Here is a 17,399-nt window from a genome sequence, read left to right on the forward strand (position 1 = left end):
GGACCCCATTGCGATCGTCATCGCCCATCCCGATGATGAAACCCTTGGCGCCGGTGCCACCATGCCGCTGTTCCGCAGCCTGCTTATCGTGCAGGTGACGGACGGCGCCCCGCCGAACCTCGCTGACGCGAACGCCGCCGGCTTCGCCACCGCCTCCGACTACGCGGCCGCCCGCCAGCGCGAACTCGATGCGGCTCTGGCCGCTGGTAACGTGCAAGCTGGCCGCACCATTCTTGGCGCCCCCGACCAGGCCGCGTCCCTCGACATGCCCGCTCTCACACAGGCCCTTGTCGCGCGCCTTGCGCAACACGGCACCCGCGCTGTTTTCACCCACGCCTATGAGGGCGGCCATCCCGACCACGACGCCGTCGCCCTGATTGCCGCACAGGCTGCTGTCGCAGTCGATGCCGCCCTGATTGAGATGCCCTTCTACCACGCTGCGGGGGAAGGCTGGGCCGTGGCCCGCTTCCTCCCCGGCCCCGAACCCACGGTGCTGCACCTCACCGAGGCCGAACGCGCCCGCAAGCGCGCGATGCTCGACGCCTTCGCCACGCAATCCGCCACTCTCGCCCAGTTCCCGGTCGAACAGGAACTCTTCCGCCCGGCCGCGCCGCACGACTTCACCTCCCCGCCGCATGAGGGCACGCTCCTCTACGAGCGCTACGACTGGGGCATGACCGGCGCGCGCTGGCGCGCCCTCGCCGCCGAAGCGCTTCACATCGTGCGATGAGCGACCGCCCTCTCACCATCCTCCTCGTCGCCTACCCGCTCGCCCCCGTCAGCCCGGACACGGTGGGCGGGGCCGAGCAGGTCCTCTCCGCCATGGACCGCGCGTTGCACGCCGCCGGCCACTGCTCCATCGTCGTCGCGCAGGCAGGCTCGCGTGTCGCCGGCACTCTTCGCCCCATCCCGCGCCCCGCCGGCCCGCTGGACGAGGCCGCCCAGGCAGCTGCCCAGGCGCAGACCGCCCGCGCCATTACGGAGACCCTGGCGGCCGAGCGCGTGGACATCGTCCACCTCCACGGCATCGACTTCCACGCCTATCTCCCGCCGCCCGGCCCCCCGGTGCTGGCCACGCTGCACCTGCCACCGTCATGGTATCCGGACGGCGCGCTGAACCCCACGCGCCCGAAGACCTGGCTTCACGCCGTCTCCGCCTCGCAGCACGCGGCGCTGCAGGGCAGGGGAGGGGCCGTCCTCCCTCCTATCCCCAACGGCGTCCCCGTCGAGGAACTGGCGCAGGCCCGCCATGCCCGCCGCGGCTTTGCCCTCACCCTCGGCCGCATCTGCCCCGAGAAGGGCCAGCACGACGCGCTCGACGCTGCCCACGCCGCCGGTATCCCCTTGCTCATCGGCGGCGAGGTCTTCCCCTATGCCGCACATCAAACCTATTTCGAGACAAGGATCCGCCCCCGCCTCGACCTTCATCGCCGCTTCCTCGGTCCGCTCCCCTTCGCGCGCAAGCGTCGCCTCCTCGCCGCCGCGCGCTGCCTGCTAATTCCCAGCACCGCGCCCGAGACCAGCTCCCTCGTCGCGATGGAAGCCGCCGCCTGCGGCACGCCGGTCATCGCCTTCGCTTCCGGCGCCCTGCCCGAGGTGGTGGAGGACGGCCGCACCGGCTTCCTGGTGCGCGATGCCGAAGGAATGGCCGCCGCCATCCCCCGCGTCGCGACCCTCGATCCCGCGCTCATCCGCGAGACCGCCCGCCGCCGATTCTCTCGCACCCGCATGGCCGCGGACTACATTGCCCTCTACCGGGGCCTTGCCGCATGACCCCGGCGCTGATCGAGACCGACACGGCTCTCCCACCACTCCGCGGCGAATGGGAAGCCCTGTGGCACCGCGCCTCCGCCACCCCCTTCCAGTCCCCCGCCTGGCTCCTGCCCTGGTGGGCCGCTTTCGGCACGGGCCACCCCCGCGTCGCCACCTTGCGCGACGGCGCGGGCACCCTGATCGGCCTGCTTCCCCTCTATCTGCTGGAGGAGAACGGCGCCCGGAAGCTCCTTCCCATGGGTGTGGGCATCACCGACTACGCCGACGCTCTGCTCGCCCCCGACGCCCCGCCGGACGCTGCCGCCCAACTTTTTTCTGTCGCGCTCTCGACCGCCCAGCAGGACGGCGCCGCCTCCTGCGACCTCCCGGACCTCCCGCCCGCTGCCGCCCTGCTGCACGCCCCTCCACCACCCGGCTGGCGCGAGGAGCGCTGGGGTGGCGAACCCTGCCCCGTCCTTACCCTGCCCGACACGGTGGAGGCCTTGCGCGGCCCCATCCCCGCCAACACCCTCCGCAAACTCCGCATGTCCCGCCATCGCGCCGACCGCGCCGGCGGCTGGACTGCCAACGTCGCCGGGGATGACGAAGTCCTGCCCGCCTGGAACGCCCTGGTGGAGATGCACCGCGCCCGCTGGACCCGTCGCGGTGAGGAGGGCGGTGTCCTTGCCGACCCGGCGGTCCTCGCATTCCACGAGGCAGCTCTTCCGCAACTCCAGGCCGCCGGTGCGCTCCGCCTCTTCGTCCTGCGGATCGAAGATAGGATCGCCGCCGTCTACCACGCCATGGTCGCTGGCCCGGACCGCCTGCTGTTCTATCTCAGCGGCTTTGACGAGGCCCGCGCCTTCGAGAGCCCCGGCACGATCCTGCTCGGCCACGCCATCGAAGCCGCCATCGCCGAGGGCCGCCGCGAGATCCATTTCCTGCGCGGCGGCGAAGCCTACAAGTACGCCTGGGGCGGGGTGGACCGCATGAACACCGGCCGGCGCCTGCTCCCGCCATGACCGATCCTGTCGCCCTTTGCCTGGCCGGCCGTATCTCGCCAGAGGTGGCGCTCGCCCGCCTCCTCCTCGCCGGCACCGCGCCGGAGGCCATCGCCGCGCAGGTCTCCACGCACCGCACCGACAGCGAGGCCTGGCGCCGCCTGGAAACCCTCGCCAGCCGCCACGAATCCCTCGCTGACCTCTCCGCCCTGCTGCGCGAGGTGGACCATGATCCCAGCGGGGCCCCTCCCGAGACCGCGCTCGCCGGCATTGCTGCGCTGTTCGACCGTGCCGTCACCCGCGCCCCCGAAGCCAGCGTCGCCGCCTACTCCCTCGGCGACCCGGAAATCCTTGCCGCCGCCACCGCTGAGATCATCGCCTGGCTTAACGCCGAGCGCCTCCTCGGCCCGGACCGCGACGTACTCGACCTCGGCTGCGGCATCGGCCGCGTTGCCGTGGCGCTTGCCCCACTCTCCCGCACCGTCCTCGGCCTCGATGTCTCCCCCGGCATGGTCGCCGAGGCCCGCCGACGCCACGCGACTGTCCCGAACCTCCGCTTCGCCGTCACTCCCGGCACCGGCCTGGATCTACCGGCCGCGAGCCTGGACCTCATACTCGCCGTGGACAGCTTTCCCTATCTCGTCCAGGCCGCCGGCGGCCTTGCCGAGCGCCACCTGCAGGACGCCGCTCAAACCCTCCGCCCCGGCGGTGCCCTGGCGATCCTGAACCTGTCCTATCGCGACGATCCCGCACGCGATCCCGCCGATGCCGCGCGCTGGGCAGGGGAGGGCGGCTGGGCCCTCGCGCTCGCCGGTACCAGCCCATTCACCCTCTGGGACGGCCGCGCCTTCCTCCTACGCCGCCCCTGACCGCCACGCGCCTGCCACAACACGAAAGCCGGAGCCCCAGCTGAAGTCGAGCCGCCCGCCGGGAACGCCAGCGGTCCTTCTGCGTTGAATGCCCGACCACCACGCAAGGACAAAGCCATGACCGATCTCAGCCAGATCAAGGAGCATGCCGAGGTGATCGGCGCCGACGGCACGCATGTCGGCACCGTCGACCACGTGCAGGGCGACCGCATCAAGCTGACGAAGAAGGACTCGAACGACGAGCGCCACCACTTCATCCCCGGTTCGCTCGTCGCCGAGGTCGAGGGTGACAAGGTCCGCCTCTCCGCCAATGCGGATGTCGCGATCACCTTCGAGGAGACGGAGTAATCTCCGTCCACGCCGCGCCCATCGCGTAGCAATCGCCCGGTCCGGCAACCCCGGCGCCGGGCGATCCTCTTTCAGGCCCGCGCGATCGCGAGCGCCAAGTCGGCGCCCTGCAGCGTGAAGGACAGCGCCAGCCCGTCTGCATCGGCCGTAGCTTCCGTCCGCGCCGCCTCGCGGCCCTCGCGCGTATCCCACAGCACCACGCGATAGCGCCCCGCAGCAAGTCCCGGCACGAGAAGCGACACCGCCGTCTCGCCCTTATCGTCCACACGCCGCCGTCCCTGCAGACGCGGCTTCAGCTTCGGCCGCAGCACCCACAGCAACGCCTGCGCCTCGTCTCCGCAGCCCATCGCATGCACGCCGCCCTCACGCACCGTGATCTCGTCATTCAGGTTGCGCCGCCGGAACGCGGACCAGTCCACCAGCGGCAGGAAATCCGCCATCGCCCTCTGCGCGCGCCGCATCCCGGGTGTCAGCACATGCGGCTTGCGGTTTGGCCAGCGCATCCCGCCGCCCGCACCGCCAGAAGCCAGATGCGCCCACTGGATGTGCCGGAAGTACTCGTCGTCGAACTCCTCCGGCAGGTTCCGGTGCTTGTCCTTGAAGGTGTGGATCGGACCGTGCTCGGAATCGAAGAAGGGCCGCATGTCGGAAATTTCCGACAGCGCCTCCCGCGTCAGTCGGGCCGCACTCAGCGCCGGCGCGACGCTATCCTGCGGGTCGTCGATCGTGCCCTCTTCGTAGAAATGGCTGTTGGCGAAATCCAGCAGCGGGTGCCGGAAGATCGGCTCCACGATCCAGGGCTTCCAGATCAGCTCGGGCCCGAAGACCGACACGCATTGCAGATGCGGCCGCCCGTGCAGACGTGTCTCCAGTTCCCGCAAGAAGGGGCTCACATCGTCGATGTAGCGCTGGAAGGCATCCCACTCGTTGTTGCCCTGCGCCGGATGCATCTCGTTCCACAGGTCCCAGGCGAAGATCACGCCGCTTCCGCCCCAGCGCTCGGTCGCGAAGGCCAGGCGTCCCTTGATCAATTCCCTCGTCGCCGGGCAAACCATCATCTGCGTGCGGTCGGCGCAGGGCCCGCCATTCGCCACGTTGTAGGGATGCGTCGGCCAGCGCACCCACACGAAGAACGTGTCCAGCGGTGTCAGCAGGATGCGCATGCCGACGCGCTGGCAGATGGCGAACAGGTCGTCCCACAGACGCACCATATCCGGCACGAAGCGCCCTGCGGGCCGCTCTAGGTAGCGGTGGTTTGTGTGCCCATACTCCAGCATCAGCCGCAAGCAGGTCACGCCGCTCTCGCGCAAATGGATCAGGTGTTGCTCCACCGCGTCCAGGTCACGCCGGCGGAACAGCCCGGCCAGCTCCGGCCAGGTGATCGCGTCGTTCTGCCCGATCGGCGTCCAGCTCCGCCCGGAGGAAGTAACAAAATACGGCGCGTTCGGTGCGCGCTCGATCCAGTCCAGCTCGTTCAAGTCCGCTTCCCGTGACGTGGCATCAGCAACGCCTGACACCATCCAGAGATGCTGGCGCGAGCCGCGATTAATTCTCGTCGGCCGGACTGTCCAGCCATTGCGACCACGCTATCTCAACCGCCACAGGGGCCCGTAGTCTCGGCGACGCATAAGGGGATAGCGATGGCGGAATGGGCAACGGAGCCGGAAGGCCTCTTGGCGGCACAACTGGTCGAGCATGCGGCCGCTGCAGGCGCATTGATCCATGTTGCACGCAGCGACGCGCGCGCGGCCCGCATCGCTGCTGCTGCGCGCGCCCTGGCACCCGACCTGCTCGTCGAGCATCTGCCCGCCTGGGACTGCCTCCCCTACGACCGTACTTCGCCGTCGCGGCAGGTCATGGGGGAGCGCATGGCGGCGCTTCACCGCATGGCGTCGCGCAACGGCCGCCCCGCCTTGCTGATCGCCGGGCTGGACGCCGCCACCCAACGCCTGCCGCCGCCATCATCCTACGCCGAGCTTCATCTCCGGACGGAAGAGCCCGTGGACGCGGAGGCCCTTGAGCGCCGCCTGTCACAGCTCGGCTACGTCCTCGACGATCGGGTGGACGAGCCGGGCGAGGCTACCCTCCACGGCAGCGTGCTCGACGTCCATCCGCCGGGGGAGGGGGCACTACCCTGCCGCATCGCCGTGGAGGAGGGCCGCATCGCCTCCATCCGCCACTACGACCCACTGACCCAGCGCAGCCTGGATGAGACCGACTCCGTTACCCTCGGCCCCGTGTCGGAAGTCGTATGGCCCGAGAATTCCGAGGACACCCACGCTCAGGGCATCGAGCAGGCGCTCGCCGAGATCCACCCTGAGCTCACCACCCCTTTTGACCTCCTCCCTGGCGCCCCCGTGATGCTCGATCCCGAGGTGGAGGCCCTCCGCGCCCAGCGCGCGGAGGAGGTGACGGACGCCTTCCGCGCACGCTTTGCCCTCGCCCCACCCGAGGAAGGCGTCCGCCGCGCCTCCGAACCCGCGAAGCTTTACCTGGACGACACCGCCTGGGCTGGGGCGCTGACCGGTCGCGAGGTGACAACACTCGATGAACCGCCCGAGGAACCCGAGGGCCGTATCCCCCGCTTCATCGCAACCCGCGAGCCCGACGAGGCCGTGCTCGAGTACATAGAGGAGGCGATCGAGTCCGGCCGGCGTATTGCTCTTGCTGGCCGCACTAGCCAGCGCACCCGTGCTTTGCTTCGCATCGCCCAACAGCGTCTGGATCGGGAACCGCTGCGGTTCGAGAGCTGGGCCGAACTCGTCGCTGCGCCTCCGGGCAGCCTCGGCACGCTGGAGGGGCTGGTGGAGGCCGGTTTTGCCACGTCGGACGCCGTCGTCATCTCCCCGAATGACGTCCGCGCGCCCCGCTCCCGCCCGCAGGAGGACGAGCGCCAGAAGATCCTCGGCATGGCGGATGCCGCGCTGCAGCCCGGTGACGCCGTGATCCACATCGACCACGGCCTCGGCGCCTTGCGCGGCGTGGAGGCCGTCAGCGCCGCCGATGTCACGCTCGACTGCCTGAAGCTCGAATACGCGGGCGGCACCACCCAGCTCGTGCCTCTCGACGAAATGGACCGCCTTTGGCGCTACGGCGCCGAAGCCGATGGCGTCACGCTGGACCGGCTCGGAAGCGAATCCTGGCCGAAGCGCCGCGCCGAGGTCGAGGCTCAGATCGCGGAGTCCGCCCGCGCCCTGGCCGAGATGACAAAGGAGCGAGGATCCCGCACCGCCCCGGTGCTGCGCGTCCGCGGCGGCGCTTATGACCGCTTCGCCGCCCGCTTCCCGCATACCCTCACTCCAGACCAGGCCGAGGGGATCGATGCGGTGCTGGCCGATCTCGCCTCCGGTCGCCCGATGGACCGGCTGGTCTGCGGCGACGTCGGCTTCGGCAAGACCGAGGTCGCGCTGCGTGCCGCGGCCGTCGCGGCGCTGGCGGGTAAGCAGGTCGCCATCCTCGCTCCCACCACCGTCCTCGTTCGCCAGCACCTTACCACCTTCCGCCGGCGCTTCGCGGGCATGAAGGTGGCGGGCAAGCCCATCCGCATCGAGCAGCTCTCCCGCCTTACCACACCGAAAGAGGCGAAGGAGGTGAAGGCGGGCATCGCCGACGGCTCAATCCATATTGTCATCGGCACCCAGGCGCTGGCGGCGAAGGGCGTTGGCTTCGCCGATCTCGGCCTCGTCGTCATCGATGAGGAGCAGCGTTTCGGCACCCGGCAGAAGGCCACGATCCGCGAGCTGGGACGCGACGTGCACGTCCTGTCCATGACCGCGACGCCCATCCCCCGCACTCTGCAATCCGCCCTCGTCGGCCTGCAGGAACTCAGCGTCATCGCAACGCCCCCGGGCCGGCGCCAGCCCATCCGCACCGTCCATGTCGCGCTCGACGAGGCCGTTCTTCAGCAGTCCCTCGCCCGCGAGCACCGGCGCGGCGGCCAGAGCTTCGTCGTCTGCGCCCGCATCGAGGACCTCCCCGCGATGCGCGCCCGCATCGAGGCCCTGCTCCCCGGCCTCGAGATCATCGAGGCCCATGGCGAACTGCCCGCCGAGGAGGTGGACACCGCCCTCGTCCGCTTCGCGGACGGGCAGGGGGATATCCTCCTCTCCACCAACATCGTCGAGACCGGTTTGGACGTGCCCCGCGCCAACACCATGCTCGTCTGGCGCGCCGACCGCTTCGGGCTGGGACAGCTGCATCAGCTCCGTGGACGTGTCGGCCGCGGTCGCGTGCGCGGCACCATCATCCTGCTGACCGACCCCGCTGAACCCCCGTCGGCCCTTACGCTGAAGCGCCTCAAGGCATTGGAGGCCTTCGACCGCGTCGGCGCCGGCTTCGCTATCAGCGCGCGCGACATGGATCTGCGCGGCGCCGGCGACCTGCTCGGCGAGAGCCAGGCCGGCCACCTCAAGCTCATCGGCCTGGAACTCTACCAGCACTTGCTGGACCGCGCCCTGCACACCGCTCGCGGCGAGCCGGTGGAGGAGGACTGGACGCCGATGCTCTCCATCGCCGTCCCCGCCTCCATCCCCCGCGACTACGTGGAGGAGGAGGCTGCCCGCGTCGAGTTGCACGCCCGCCTCGCCGCTATCCTCCGCCGCGGCGACTCTGTCGCCCTCGGGGACTTCTCCGAGGAACTGGCCGACCGCTTCGGCCCAGCGCCCGAACCCGTCGCCAATCTCCTCACCCTCGCCCGAATCCGCGTCCGCTGCCGTCGCCTGGGGATCGCACGGCTGGAGGTCGGCCCTGCCGCCGCTGCCGCTAGTTTGCGCCGCGCGCTGCCGAAGGTTGAAGCCCCGCTGGAACTCCGGGGGGAACGGGTCGTTCTGCCGCGTAGCAGCCCGGACAGGGCAGCGTTGCTGGCCACCGCCACCGCGCTTCTTTCCCGCCTGTCGCCCCGTCGCCGAAAGGCCGCGGAGCAGCAGCGGGCAGAACAGCGGGCTGACGCCTGATACAACCGCCGCCCTTGCACCGCGGGGCGGCACCACCATAAGCTGTATCAACCTTCATGGAGGTCGTGCGTGCCGCTTTCGTCAGGATCCGCCGACACCTTGGTCGAGCATAGCGCCTCGGATATGCGCCTTCTCGTGCTGGAGATGACCATCGCGGCTATCGCCGCACGCCTGCCGCAGCGCGACCTAGAGGAGGTCGTCGCCACCCTCGTCTTCGTGGCCAAGAGCTCCGAGGCGGCTCAGGAGCTGGAGGACGTGCCGGAGGAGGCCGCGCGGCTGATCGATGCCAGCCACCACGCGACTGCCATGCTCGACCGCATCTCGAAATCACGCCGCGCGGACCGGGCCCCTGGCCGGCACTGAAGGGTCAGCGTTCCACCCGCTCAAGATTACGTGGAGCCACTGCCTGCTTCCGACTTCAACCAGCGCGTCTTCATCGACTCCCACTCGTTCCGATCGTCGCTGAAGAGGCGGAGCAGGTCCTCGGGCACGCGCTCGTCGAGCGTCGCATCCCAGTTCTCATGCAGGCTGCGTCGCAACCAGAGGTCAAACGGGTCGGCACCCGAGCCCTTGCGGGACTGCGGGTCAGAACGCATTGGCATCGCGCGTCTCCCAGGGGAGGCTGACAGGGGGCAGCTGACGGCGGCAGCTCACATTGGTTAACGCCCGAGCGGCCGTATTAGCTGCCAGCGTTCTGCCTTGAACCGGTTTCGTCCTCACCCAGAAGCGAGGACGCGCGCCGATGCAGCCGGTCCAGCATTCCCATCAGCGACGAGATCTCCGCGGAGGTGAGAACCTGGGCCAGTTCCGACTGGAGGGCATGTGCGCGCGGCACAATCCGCCGGTACAGCGCCGCCCCGCGGGCCGACAGTCGCAAAATCTGCGCACGCTGGTCCTCCGGATGAGGCGCCCGGTTTACCAGTTCCTTTTCCGCCAGCCGGATGACCGCCCGGCTCACTTTCACGCGGTCCATCTCGGTACGCGCGATCACCGCCTGTGTGGAGAGCGGCTCCCCCTCCCCAAGAACGGCCATCACCCGCCATTCCGGAATGGAAAGCCCGAACTCCGCCTCGTAGCGTTCGGCGAAAGCGCGGCTGACGCTCTCGGCGGCGACGGAGACGCGGTAGGGCAGGAACTCCGCCAGGCGCAGCGGGTCGGCAGCCTTCGGGGGCGATTTCGGCGTCGTGATGGCGCACCTCTTGAATCGTCTCAAATGAGATGATATCCCGCTGAGTATAACACCGTGCCCCGCAGGCCCGCTACGATCTGGGAGGGGACGCGAAAGGGGAGGGGACGGGTCGTGCAGATCGATTACCAGTCCTTGCGCTTCGAGTACCGCCGCACGCCGGAACAGTCCGCGCCCGCGCCCGCGCGTCACCCCGTTATCGTGGTCGGCGCAGGCCCCGTCGGCCTCGCCACTGCCATCGACCTGGCGCAGCACGGCCAGCGCGTGCTCCTGCTGGATGACGACCACGCCCTCTCCAACGGCTCGCGCGCCATCTGCTTCGCCAAGCGCACGCTGGAGATCTTCGACCGGCTGGGCTGCGGGGACGCCATGGTGGAGAAGGGCGTCACCTGGAACACCGGCCGCGTCTTTCACGGGGACAACCCGGTCTACAGTTTCGACCTGCTTCCCGAAGGCGGCCACCGCCGCCCAGCGTTCATCAACCTGCAACAATACTATGTTGAAGGCTTCCTGCTCGACCGCGCCAGCGCGCTGCCCGAGATCGAGATTCGCTGGCACAACAAGGTCACCGCTGTCACGCCGCGGGAAGCCGCGGTGGAGCTCACGATCGAAACTCCTGAAGGCAAGTACCGCCTCATCGCAGATTACGTGGTCGCCGCCGATGGCGCCCGCTCCCCCATCCGCCGCGCCATGGGGCTGGAGAGCAAGGGCCGCAGCTTCCGCGACCGCTTCCTCATCGCGGATGTCCGCATGACCGCCGACTTTCCCGCCGAGCGCTGGTTCTGGTTCGACCCGCCCTTTCACCCCAACCAGTCCGTCCTGCTGCACAGCCAGCCCGACAACATCTGGCGGATCGACTTCCAGCTCGGCTGGGACGCCGATCCCGTGGCGGAGAAGGCCCCCGAACGCGTCATCCCCCGCGTGAAGGCCCTGCTCGGGAAGGACACGGACTTCACCCTCGAATGGGTAAGCATCTACACCTTCTCCTGCCTGCGGATGGAGCGCTTCCGTCACGGCCGCGTTCTCTTCGCCGGAGATGCCGCACACGGCGTCTCCCCCTTCGGCGCGCGCGGCGCGAACAGCGGCGTCCAGGATGCCGAGAACCTCGCCTGGAAGCTCGCCCTCGTGCTGCGGGGCGAAGCGCCGGATTCCCTGCTCGACAGCTACGACGCCGAGCGCGTCGCCGCCGCCGACGAGAACATCCTCAACTCCACCCGCTCCACCGATTTCATCACCCCGAAGAACGAGAGCAGCCGTGCCTTCCGCGATGCCGTGCTGGACCTCGCCCGCGATTGCGCCTTCGCCCGCCGCCTCGTGAACAGCGGCCGCCTTTCCCTGCCCAGCACCTATGCCGCCAGCGCGCTGAACACGCCCGATACCGATGCCTTCGATAGCTCGATGGTCCCCGGCGCCCCCGCCCTCGACGCCCCGCTCGCCGATGGCTGGCTGCTCGATCGCATCGCGGGTGGCGGCTTCACGCTTCTCCACTTCGGCGACACCGCCCCCGCGATCGACGGCCTTCGCGTCGTGACGATCACGGCAGAAGACGACCGCGATGGCATCGCCGCGCGCCGCTACGATGGCAGCCCCGGTACAACCTATCTTGTACGCCCCGATCAGCACATTGCCGCCCGCTGGCGTCACTTGAACGCGGACGCGGTCCAGGCCGCCCTGCATCGCGCAACCGGCCACGCCCCATGCTGAACACCGAACCTAACCTTGCCGCGCCAGACGACTTCTACGAAGCGCTGCTCGCCACCTATGCCGACCTCACACCCGATCAGGCCCGTGCCGTCGATGCACGACTGATCCTCCTCCTCTCCAACCACATCGGCGACATCGCCGTGCTGCGCCAAGCCATGGCCCGCGCCCGCGAGGGACTCACCCCCGCTGGCCGCGACGCCTTCCTTGCCGCCAGCGCCTGAAGGAACCCGCCATGTCCGGCTTCGCCAGCACCAACGACCTCGCCGAGAAGACCATCTCCTTCGACGAGCTCGCCCCCGGCCTCTACGGCTACACCGCCGAGGGCGACCCCAATTCCGGCGTCGTCATCGGCGATGACAGCGTGCTGGTCGTGGACGCCCAGGCCACTCCGCGCATGGCGCAGGACATCATCGCCCGCATCCGCACCGTCACCGACAAACCGGTTCATCACGTCGTCCTCTCCCACTACCACGCCGTCCGCGTGCTCGGCGCTTCCGGCTACGAAGGCGCCGAGATCATCGCCTCCGACGTTACACGGGACCTCATTGTCGAGCGCGGCCAGCAGGACATGGACAGCGAGATCGGCCGCTTCCCCCGCCTTTTCCGCGGCAAGGAGAGCATTCCCGGCCTCACCTGGCCGCATGTCACCTTCCACAAGAAGATGACGCTCTGGATGGGCAAGCGGGAGGTGCAGATCATCCAGATCGGCCGCTCCCACACCGCCGGCGACACGGTGGTCTGGCTGCCGAAGGAGCGCGTGCTCTTCTCCGGTGACTGCGTCGAGTACGGCGCCACCCCCTATTGCGGCGACGCCCATTTCGGCGACTGGCCGGGCACGCTCCAGGCCATCCGCGCGCTGAACCCCGTCGCCCTCGTCCCTGGCCGTGGCAACTCGCTCACGACCGCCGCGCAGATTGAGGAAGGCCTGCAGGGCACCGCTGACTTCACCGCCGATCTCTTCGGCATCGCGAAGAAGGGTGTCGCCGCTGGCCACTCCCTCAAGCAGGTCTATGACGAGGCGATGTCCTCCATGCGCCCGAAATACGGGCACTGGGTGATCTTCGACCACTGCATGCCCTTCGACGTCTCCCGCGCCTATGACGAGGCGAAGGGCATCGACCATCCGCGCATCTGGACCGCCGAGCGCGACGTGGAGATGTGGAAGTCCCTCGAGCACGGCACCGAGATGAAATCCGCCGAACTGGACCGCTGAAAGGAAAGGTCGCCATGAACGCCCCGTTCCGTCCGCAGAGTCAGGTCACGAACGAGACCGGCTACATGCCCGGCTTCGGCAACGGCTTCGAGACCGAGGCCCTTCCCGGCGCCCTGCCCATCGGCCGCAACTCGCCGCAGCGCTGCCCCTATGGCCTCTACGCCGAGCAGCTCTCCGGCTCCCCCTTCACCGCCCCGCGGGCGACGAATGAGCGTTCCTGGCTCTACCGCATCCGCCCGACCGTCGCGCATTGGGGCGAGTTCGAGCGGGTGGATGCCGGCCTGTGGCGCACCGCCCCCTGCGCCGAGATGGAGCTACCGCTCGCCCCGCTCCGCTGGGACCCGATCCCGGTGCCAGGCGAACAGCTGTCCTTCCTCGAGGGCATCCGCACCATTACTACGGCCGGCGACGCTGCCGCCCAGTCCGGCATGGCCACCCACATCTACCTCGTCACCCGCTCCATGCAGGACGAGTACTTCTACAACGCCGATGCCGAGATGCTCTTCGTGCCCGAGCAGGGCGCGCTGCGCATCGCCACCGAATTCGGCATCATCGACCTCCGCCCGACCGAGATCGCCGTCATTCCCCGCGGTGTGAAGATTCGGGTGGAAGTCCCGGGTGGCCCCGCCCGCGGCTATCTCTGCGAGAACTACGGCGGTGCCTTCACCCTGCCCGAGCGCGGCCCCATCGGCGCCAACTGCATGGCCAACCAGCGGGACTTCCTGACGCCGGTTGCTGCCTATGAGGACCGTGATGTCGCCTCCACCCTCACGGTGAAATGGGGCGGCAATCTCTGGCGCACGAACATCGACCACTCTCCGCTGGACGTCGTCGCCTGGCACGGCAATTACGCCCCATACAAATACGACCTGCGCCGCTACTCCCCCGTGGGCCCGATCCTTTTCGACCATGCCGACCCGTCGATCTTCACAGTGATGACCTCGCCCAGCGAGACTCCCGGCACCGCCAATATCGACTTCGTCATCTTCCCCGATCGTTGGCTGGTCGCCGAGAACACCTTCCGCCCCCCCTGGTACCACATGAACGTCATGAGCGAGTTCATGGGTCTCATCGAGGGCGTGTACGACGCAAAGCCCGGCGGCGGCTTCACTCCCGGCGGCTTCTCGCTGCACAACTGCATGCTCCCCCACGGCCCCGACATGGCCGCCTTCGAGGGTGCCAGCAACGCGGAGCTGAAGCCGCACAAACTGCAGGGCACGCTCGCCTTCATGCTGGAAACGCGCCTGCCCCAGCGCGTCACCCGCTACGCTGCCGAGGCCCCTCAGTTCCAGCGCGACTACGCGCATTACGGACGCGGCCTCAAGAAGCACTTCAACCCAAACCAGCGGTGATCCCACGCATGCCCGATGCCACGCACGACCCCGCGCTGAAGAGCTGGGTGGAATCCGCCAACGGTCATCCGGACTTCCCCATCCAGAACCTGCCGCTCGGCACCTTCATCCCGCTCGACATGGGCGGCGCGCGCGTTGGGGTCGCGATCGGCGACCAGATTCTGGACCTCACCGCCGCCCCCGTGGATGACGACATCCGCGAGGCGGCCGCCAACGCCTCCCTCAACGCCCTCTTCGCCCTCGGCGAAGGCCCGCGGAAGGCGCTCCGCGCCCGCTTGTCGGAGCTGCTCTCCAACCCCGAGCACCGCGCCGCCGTGGAACCCCATCTCCACCCGATGGAGGGCGCGACGCTGCTCCTCCCCGCGAAGATCGGCGATTACACCGACTTCTATGTGGGCATCCACCACGCGACGAACATCGGCAAGGTTTTCCGCCCTGACAACCCGCTGCTGCCGAACTACAAGCACGTCCCCATCGGCTATCACGGCCGCGCCTCCTCCGTGCGCGTCTCCGGCACCGATGTGCGCCGCCCCAAGGGCCAGCTGAAGGCTCCCGATTCCGACACGCCCCGCTTCGCTCCCTGCGAGCGCCTGGATTACGAGCTGGAGCTCGGCATCTGGATCGGCCCCGGCAACACCCTTGGCGACGCCATCCCGATCGGCCGCGCCCAGGCCCATGTCGCCGGCTACAGCCTGCTGAACGACTGGTCCGCGCGCGACATCCAGGCCTGGGAATACCAGCCCCTCGGCCCCTTCCTCGCCAAGAACTTCGGCTCCACCGTCTCCCCCTGGGTCATCACCCCGGAAGCCCTGGAACCCTTCCGCATCGCCCAGCCCGCGCGCCCCGAAGGAGACCCGGCCCCGCTTCCCTATCTGCTGGACGAGGCCGACCAGAAGAACGGCGCTTTCGACCTCGCGCTGGAGGTCTTCATGACCACCCCGGCCATGCGGGAAAAGGGCTTGCCCGCCCACCGCATCGCCATCTCCAACGCCCGCCACATGTACTGGACCGTCGCCCAGATGGTCGCCCACCACGCCTCTAACGGCTGTGACCTGAACCCGGGCGACCTGCTCGGTTCGGGCACCATCTCCGCCCCGGGCGAGGACGGCTTCGGCAGCCTCCTGGAAGCCACGAAAGGCGGCAAGGAACCCATCCAGCTCCCCTCGGGCGAGACGCGCCGGTTCCTTGAGGATGGCGACGAGGTCATCCTTCGCGCCCGCGCCGCGCGCGACGGCGCCGCCAGCATCGGCTTCGGGGATTGCCGCGCGACCATTCTGCCGGCCAACTGATTCGGGCCAACTGATCGGGAACGGCCGGCCGCACGAGCCGGCCCCACAAGGGGAACGTCCATGAACCGCACCACCACCGGCCGCCGCGCCCTGCTTGGCGCCGGCCTCGCCGCTGCCGCGCTGCGCGCCTCGCCCGCCCTCGCCGCCTATCCCGAACGCGCGCTGCGCTGGGTAGTCGCCTATGCCGCTGGCGGCGGCACGGACACGTTAGCCCGCCTTGTCGGCGCCAACCTCTCCCAGCGCCTCGGCCAGCCCGTGGTGATCGAGAACAAGCCGGGTGCTGCCACGAATATCGGCGCCGAGTTCACCGCCAAGGCCCCAGCCGACGGTTACACGGTGATGACCGCCGACAACGGCACGCTCGTTTTCAACACCGCTCTTTTTAAGCGCCTGCCCTACGATCCCGTGCGCGACTTCCGCCCGGTCGGGTTGATGGCGCGCTTCCCGCTCTTCCTTGCCACCGGCGCGAACCCGGTCGCGGAGAACGTGCAGGCCCTGATCGCCCGCGCGAAATCCGGCACCGTGGACTGTGCTACCCCCGGCATCGGCTCGCCGCATCACTTGGCGATGGAGCGCCTGGCGCGCGAGACCGGCGTGCGCTTCAACCACATTCCCTATCGCGGCGCGGCCCCCGCGCTGAACGACCTGCTCGCCGGCAACATTCCGCTGATGGTGCTCGACTACCCCTCGGGCGCGGAACACCTCCGTGGCGGCCGCGTGAAGGCCCTTGCCGTCCTCTCCGCCCAGCCGCTCGAGGACATGCCCGCCATCCCCACCGTGCAGTCTGCCCTCAACCTGCGCGGCTTCGAGGCCTATGCCTGGCAGGGCGTCGTCGCACCCAAAGCCACGCCGGATGCCGTCGTCGCCCATCTCACCCGCGAGCTCGACGCCTCCATGCGCGACAGCACCGTCCGCACCCGCATGCAGGCCATCGGGCTGGAGCCCCTGACCGGTGGCCCCTCCGAGTTCGAGGCGCTGCTGGAGCGCGAGCGCGGCACCTGGCTGCCGCTCATCCGCGACCTCAACATTACGCTCGACTGATCGCGATGCGCCTGCACGGCTATTTCCGCTCCTCCGCCGCTTGGCGGGTCCGGATCGCGCTGAACCTCAAGGGCCTGGCGGTGGAGCACAGCTTCCACCACCTCCGCCGCGGGGAGCAGCGCGCACCGGACTATCTCTGCCTCAACCCCCAGGGCCTATTGCCCTCGCTCGAGGCCGATAACGGTACGGTGCTCATCCAGTCCATGGCCATCTGCGAATGGCTTGACGAAACGCATCCCGAACCGCCCCTGCTGCCGGGTACGCCACTCGACCGCGCCCGGATCCGTGCCTTCGCCCAGGCTATCGCCTGCGACATTCACCCCGTGCAGAACCTCAAGGTCCTTGCCCGCCTCCGGGCCGAGGGCTGGCCGGAGGAGAAGGTGACGGGCTGGGCGCGCGACACGATCCAGGAAGGGCTGGAGGCCTGCGAAACCCTCCTCGCCGGCACCACCGGCCCCTTCTGCTTCGGCGCCACCCCGACCCTTGCCGATATCTGCCTCATCCCGCAGATCGGCAACGCGAAGCGCTTTGGCGCAGACACCTCGCGCCTCGCCCGAATCAGCGAGGCCACCGCCGCCAGCAACGCGCATCCGGCTTTCGCCGCGGCCGCACCGGAACGCCAGCCCGACGCCGAATAGGGCAGCAGGGCAGGGGAGGGGGAATGGCATTCCCTTTCCCCCACTCGCCGCAGC

The 17,399-nt window shown here is 69.2% G+C and carries 17 protein-coding genes; 14 read left to right on the top strand and 3 right to left on the bottom strand.

Translation table 11 applies throughout. From position 1 onward, the window contains the following. Window positions 1-61 precede the first annotated feature (61 nt). From ACVBD7_RS04490 to ACVBD7_RS04510, 5 genes are all read left to right on the top strand, one after another. Window positions 62-730 carry a PIG-L deacetylase family protein gene (locus ACVBD7_RS04490; RefSeq protein ID WP_458096303.1) on the top strand — a complete coding sequence of 223 codons (669 nt, stop codon included), beginning with the start codon at window positions 62-64 and terminating at the stop codon, window positions 728-730. Then, a complete protein-coding gene (locus ACVBD7_RS04495; protein WP_458096304.1) occupies window positions 727-1,773 on the top strand; it encodes a glycosyltransferase in 1,047 nt (348 codons plus the stop codon). The genes ACVBD7_RS04490 and ACVBD7_RS04495 overlap by 4 nt, the downstream gene beginning before the upstream one ends. Continuing rightward, entirely contained in the window at window positions 1,770-2,774 is a 1,005-nt protein-coding gene (locus ACVBD7_RS04500; RefSeq protein ID WP_458096305.1) for a GNAT family N-acetyltransferase, read from the top strand. The genes ACVBD7_RS04495 and ACVBD7_RS04500 overlap by 4 nt, the downstream gene beginning before the upstream one ends. Beyond that, window positions 2,771-3,622 carry a class I SAM-dependent methyltransferase gene (locus ACVBD7_RS04505; RefSeq protein WP_458096306.1) on the top strand — a complete coding sequence of 284 codons (852 nt, stop codon included), beginning with the start codon at window positions 2,771-2,773 and terminating at the stop codon, window positions 3,620-3,622. The genes ACVBD7_RS04500 and ACVBD7_RS04505 overlap by 4 nt, the downstream gene beginning before the upstream one ends. Before the next feature lie 117 nt (window positions 3,623-3,739). Further along, on the top strand, window positions 3,740-3,970 hold the full coding sequence (locus tag ACVBD7_RS04510) for a DUF2171 domain-containing protein (protein WP_458096307.1): 231 nt from the start codon (window positions 3,740-3,742) through the stop codon (window positions 3,968-3,970). Between the two features lie 71 nt (window positions 3,971-4,041). On the opposite strand, the gene ACVBD7_RS04515 is transcribed toward ACVBD7_RS04510, so the two are convergent. Next, on the bottom strand, window positions 4,042-5,448 hold the full coding sequence (locus ACVBD7_RS04515) for a hypothetical protein (RefSeq protein ID WP_458096308.1): 1,407 nt from the start codon (window positions 5,446-5,448) through the stop codon (window positions 4,042-4,044). A gap of 162 nt (window positions 5,449-5,610) precedes the next feature. Between ACVBD7_RS04515 and ACVBD7_RS04520 the strand changes: the two genes are divergently transcribed. Both ACVBD7_RS04520 and ACVBD7_RS04525 read left to right on the top strand, forming a co-directional pair. Beyond that, window positions 5,611-8,922 carry a DEAD/DEAH box helicase gene (locus tag ACVBD7_RS04520; RefSeq protein ID WP_458096309.1) on the top strand — a complete coding sequence of 1,104 codons (3,312 nt, stop codon included), beginning with the start codon at window positions 5,611-5,613 and terminating at the stop codon, window positions 8,920-8,922. A 99-nt stretch (window positions 8,923-9,021) separates the two neighbouring features. Continuing rightward, window positions 9,022-9,285 carry a hypothetical protein gene (locus tag ACVBD7_RS04525; RefSeq protein WP_458096310.1) on the top strand — a complete coding sequence of 88 codons (264 nt, stop codon included), beginning with the start codon at window positions 9,022-9,024 and terminating at the stop codon, window positions 9,283-9,285. Between the two features lie 26 nt (window positions 9,286-9,311). Here ACVBD7_RS04525 and ACVBD7_RS04530 read toward each other — a convergent pair whose 3' ends face one another. Continuing rightward, window positions 9,312-9,524 (bottom strand): hypothetical protein, encoded by a 213-nt coding sequence (locus tag ACVBD7_RS04530; RefSeq protein WP_458096311.1) that lies wholly within the window; start codon window positions 9,522-9,524, stop codon window positions 9,312-9,314. A 77-nt stretch (window positions 9,525-9,601) separates the two neighbouring features. Then, complete coding sequence (locus ACVBD7_RS04535) at window positions 9,602-10,135, bottom strand: MarR family winged helix-turn-helix transcriptional regulator (RefSeq protein WP_458096312.1); 534 nt, start codon at window positions 10,133-10,135, stop codon at window positions 9,602-9,604. An 87-nt stretch (window positions 10,136-10,222) separates the two neighbouring features. On the opposite strand from ACVBD7_RS04535, the gene ACVBD7_RS04540 reads away from it, so the two are divergent. Genes ACVBD7_RS04540 through maiA form a run of 7 tightly spaced genes read left to right on the top strand, consistent with a single transcriptional unit; the run spans window position 10,223 to window position 17,345 of the window. Continuing rightward, window positions 10,223-11,812 (top strand): FAD-dependent oxidoreductase, encoded by a 1,590-nt coding sequence (locus tag ACVBD7_RS04540; RefSeq protein WP_458096313.1) that lies wholly within the window; start codon window positions 10,223-10,225, stop codon window positions 11,810-11,812. Beyond that, window positions 11,806-12,033, top strand: coding sequence for a DUF2783 domain-containing protein (locus ACVBD7_RS04545; protein ID WP_458096314.1), 228 nt, complete (start codon window positions 11,806-11,808; stop codon window positions 12,031-12,033). The genes ACVBD7_RS04540 and ACVBD7_RS04545 overlap by 7 nt, the downstream gene beginning before the upstream one ends. 11 nt (window positions 12,034-12,044) lie before the next feature. Further along, window positions 12,045-13,025 carry an MBL fold metallo-hydrolase gene (locus ACVBD7_RS04550; protein WP_458096315.1) on the top strand — a complete coding sequence of 327 codons (981 nt, stop codon included), beginning with the start codon at window positions 12,045-12,047 and terminating at the stop codon, window positions 13,023-13,025. Window positions 13,026-13,039: 14 nt separating this feature from the next. Continuing rightward, complete coding sequence (gene hmgA / locus ACVBD7_RS04555) at window positions 13,040-14,377, top strand: homogentisate 1,2-dioxygenase (protein WP_458096316.1); 1,338 nt, start codon at window positions 13,040-13,042, stop codon at window positions 14,375-14,377. Window positions 14,378-14,385: 8 nt separating this feature from the next. After that, window positions 14,386-15,666, top strand: a complete 1,281-nt coding sequence (gene fahA, locus ACVBD7_RS04560) for a fumarylacetoacetase (protein ID WP_458096317.1) — start codon at window positions 14,386-14,388, stop codon at window positions 15,664-15,666. A gap of 60 nt (window positions 15,667-15,726) precedes the next feature. After that, complete coding sequence (locus ACVBD7_RS04565) at window positions 15,727-16,707, top strand: Bug family tripartite tricarboxylate transporter substrate binding protein (protein ID WP_458096318.1); 981 nt, start codon at window positions 15,727-15,729, stop codon at window positions 16,705-16,707. Between the two features lie 5 nt (window positions 16,708-16,712). After that, entirely contained in the window at window positions 16,713-17,345 is a 633-nt protein-coding gene (maiA, locus tag ACVBD7_RS04570; RefSeq protein WP_458096319.1) for a maleylacetoacetate isomerase, read from the top strand. Window positions 17,346-17,399 lie beyond the last annotated feature (54 nt).

The sequence above is a fragment of the Roseomonas sp. WA12 genome, from assembly GCF_054165765.1.

Bases quoted from the DNA above. Each gene is read 5' to 3' on its own strand.
- ACVBD7_RS04520 (WP_458096309.1), top strand. From the start codon at position 5,611: ATGGCGGAATGGGCAACGGAGCCGGAAGGCCTCTTGGCGGCACAACTG.
- ACVBD7_RS04500 (WP_458096305.1), top strand. From the start codon at position 1,770: ATGACCCCGGCGCTGATCGAGACCGACACGGCTCTCCCACCACTCCGC.
- ACVBD7_RS04545 (WP_458096314.1), top strand. From the start codon at position 11,806: ATGCTGAACACCGAACCTAACCTTGCCGCGCCAGACGACTTCTACGAA.
- hmgA (WP_458096316.1), top strand. From the start codon at position 13,040: ATGAACGCCCCGTTCCGTCCGCAGAGTCAGGTCACGAACGAGACCGGC.
- ACVBD7_RS04510 (WP_458096307.1), top strand. From the start codon at position 3,740: ATGACCGATCTCAGCCAGATCAAGGAGCATGCCGAGGTGATCGGCGCC.
- maiA (WP_458096319.1), top strand. From the start codon at position 16,713: ATGCGCCTGCACGGCTATTTCCGCTCCTCCGCCGCTTGGCGGGTCCGG.
- ACVBD7_RS04550 (WP_458096315.1), top strand. From the start codon at position 12,045: ATGTCCGGCTTCGCCAGCACCAACGACCTCGCCGAGAAGACCATCTCC.
- ACVBD7_RS04490 (WP_458096303.1), top strand. From the start codon at position 62: ATGCCGCTGTTCCGCAGCCTGCTTATCGTGCAGGTGACGGACGGCGCC.
- ACVBD7_RS04565 (WP_458096318.1), top strand. From the start codon at position 15,727: ATGAACCGCACCACCACCGGCCGCCGCGCCCTGCTTGGCGCCGGCCTC.
- fahA (WP_458096317.1), top strand. From the start codon at position 14,386: ATGCCCGATGCCACGCACGACCCCGCGCTGAAGAGCTGGGTGGAATCC.
- ACVBD7_RS04495 (WP_458096304.1), top strand. From the start codon at position 727: ATGAGCGACCGCCCTCTCACCATCCTCCTCGTCGCCTACCCGCTCGCC.
- ACVBD7_RS04530 (WP_458096311.1), bottom strand. From the start codon at position 9,524: ATGCCAATGCGTTCTGACCCGCAGTCCCGCAAGGGCTCGGGTGCCGAC.
- ACVBD7_RS04505 (WP_458096306.1), top strand. From the start codon at position 2,771: ATGACCGATCCTGTCGCCCTTTGCCTGGCCGGCCGTATCTCGCCAGAG.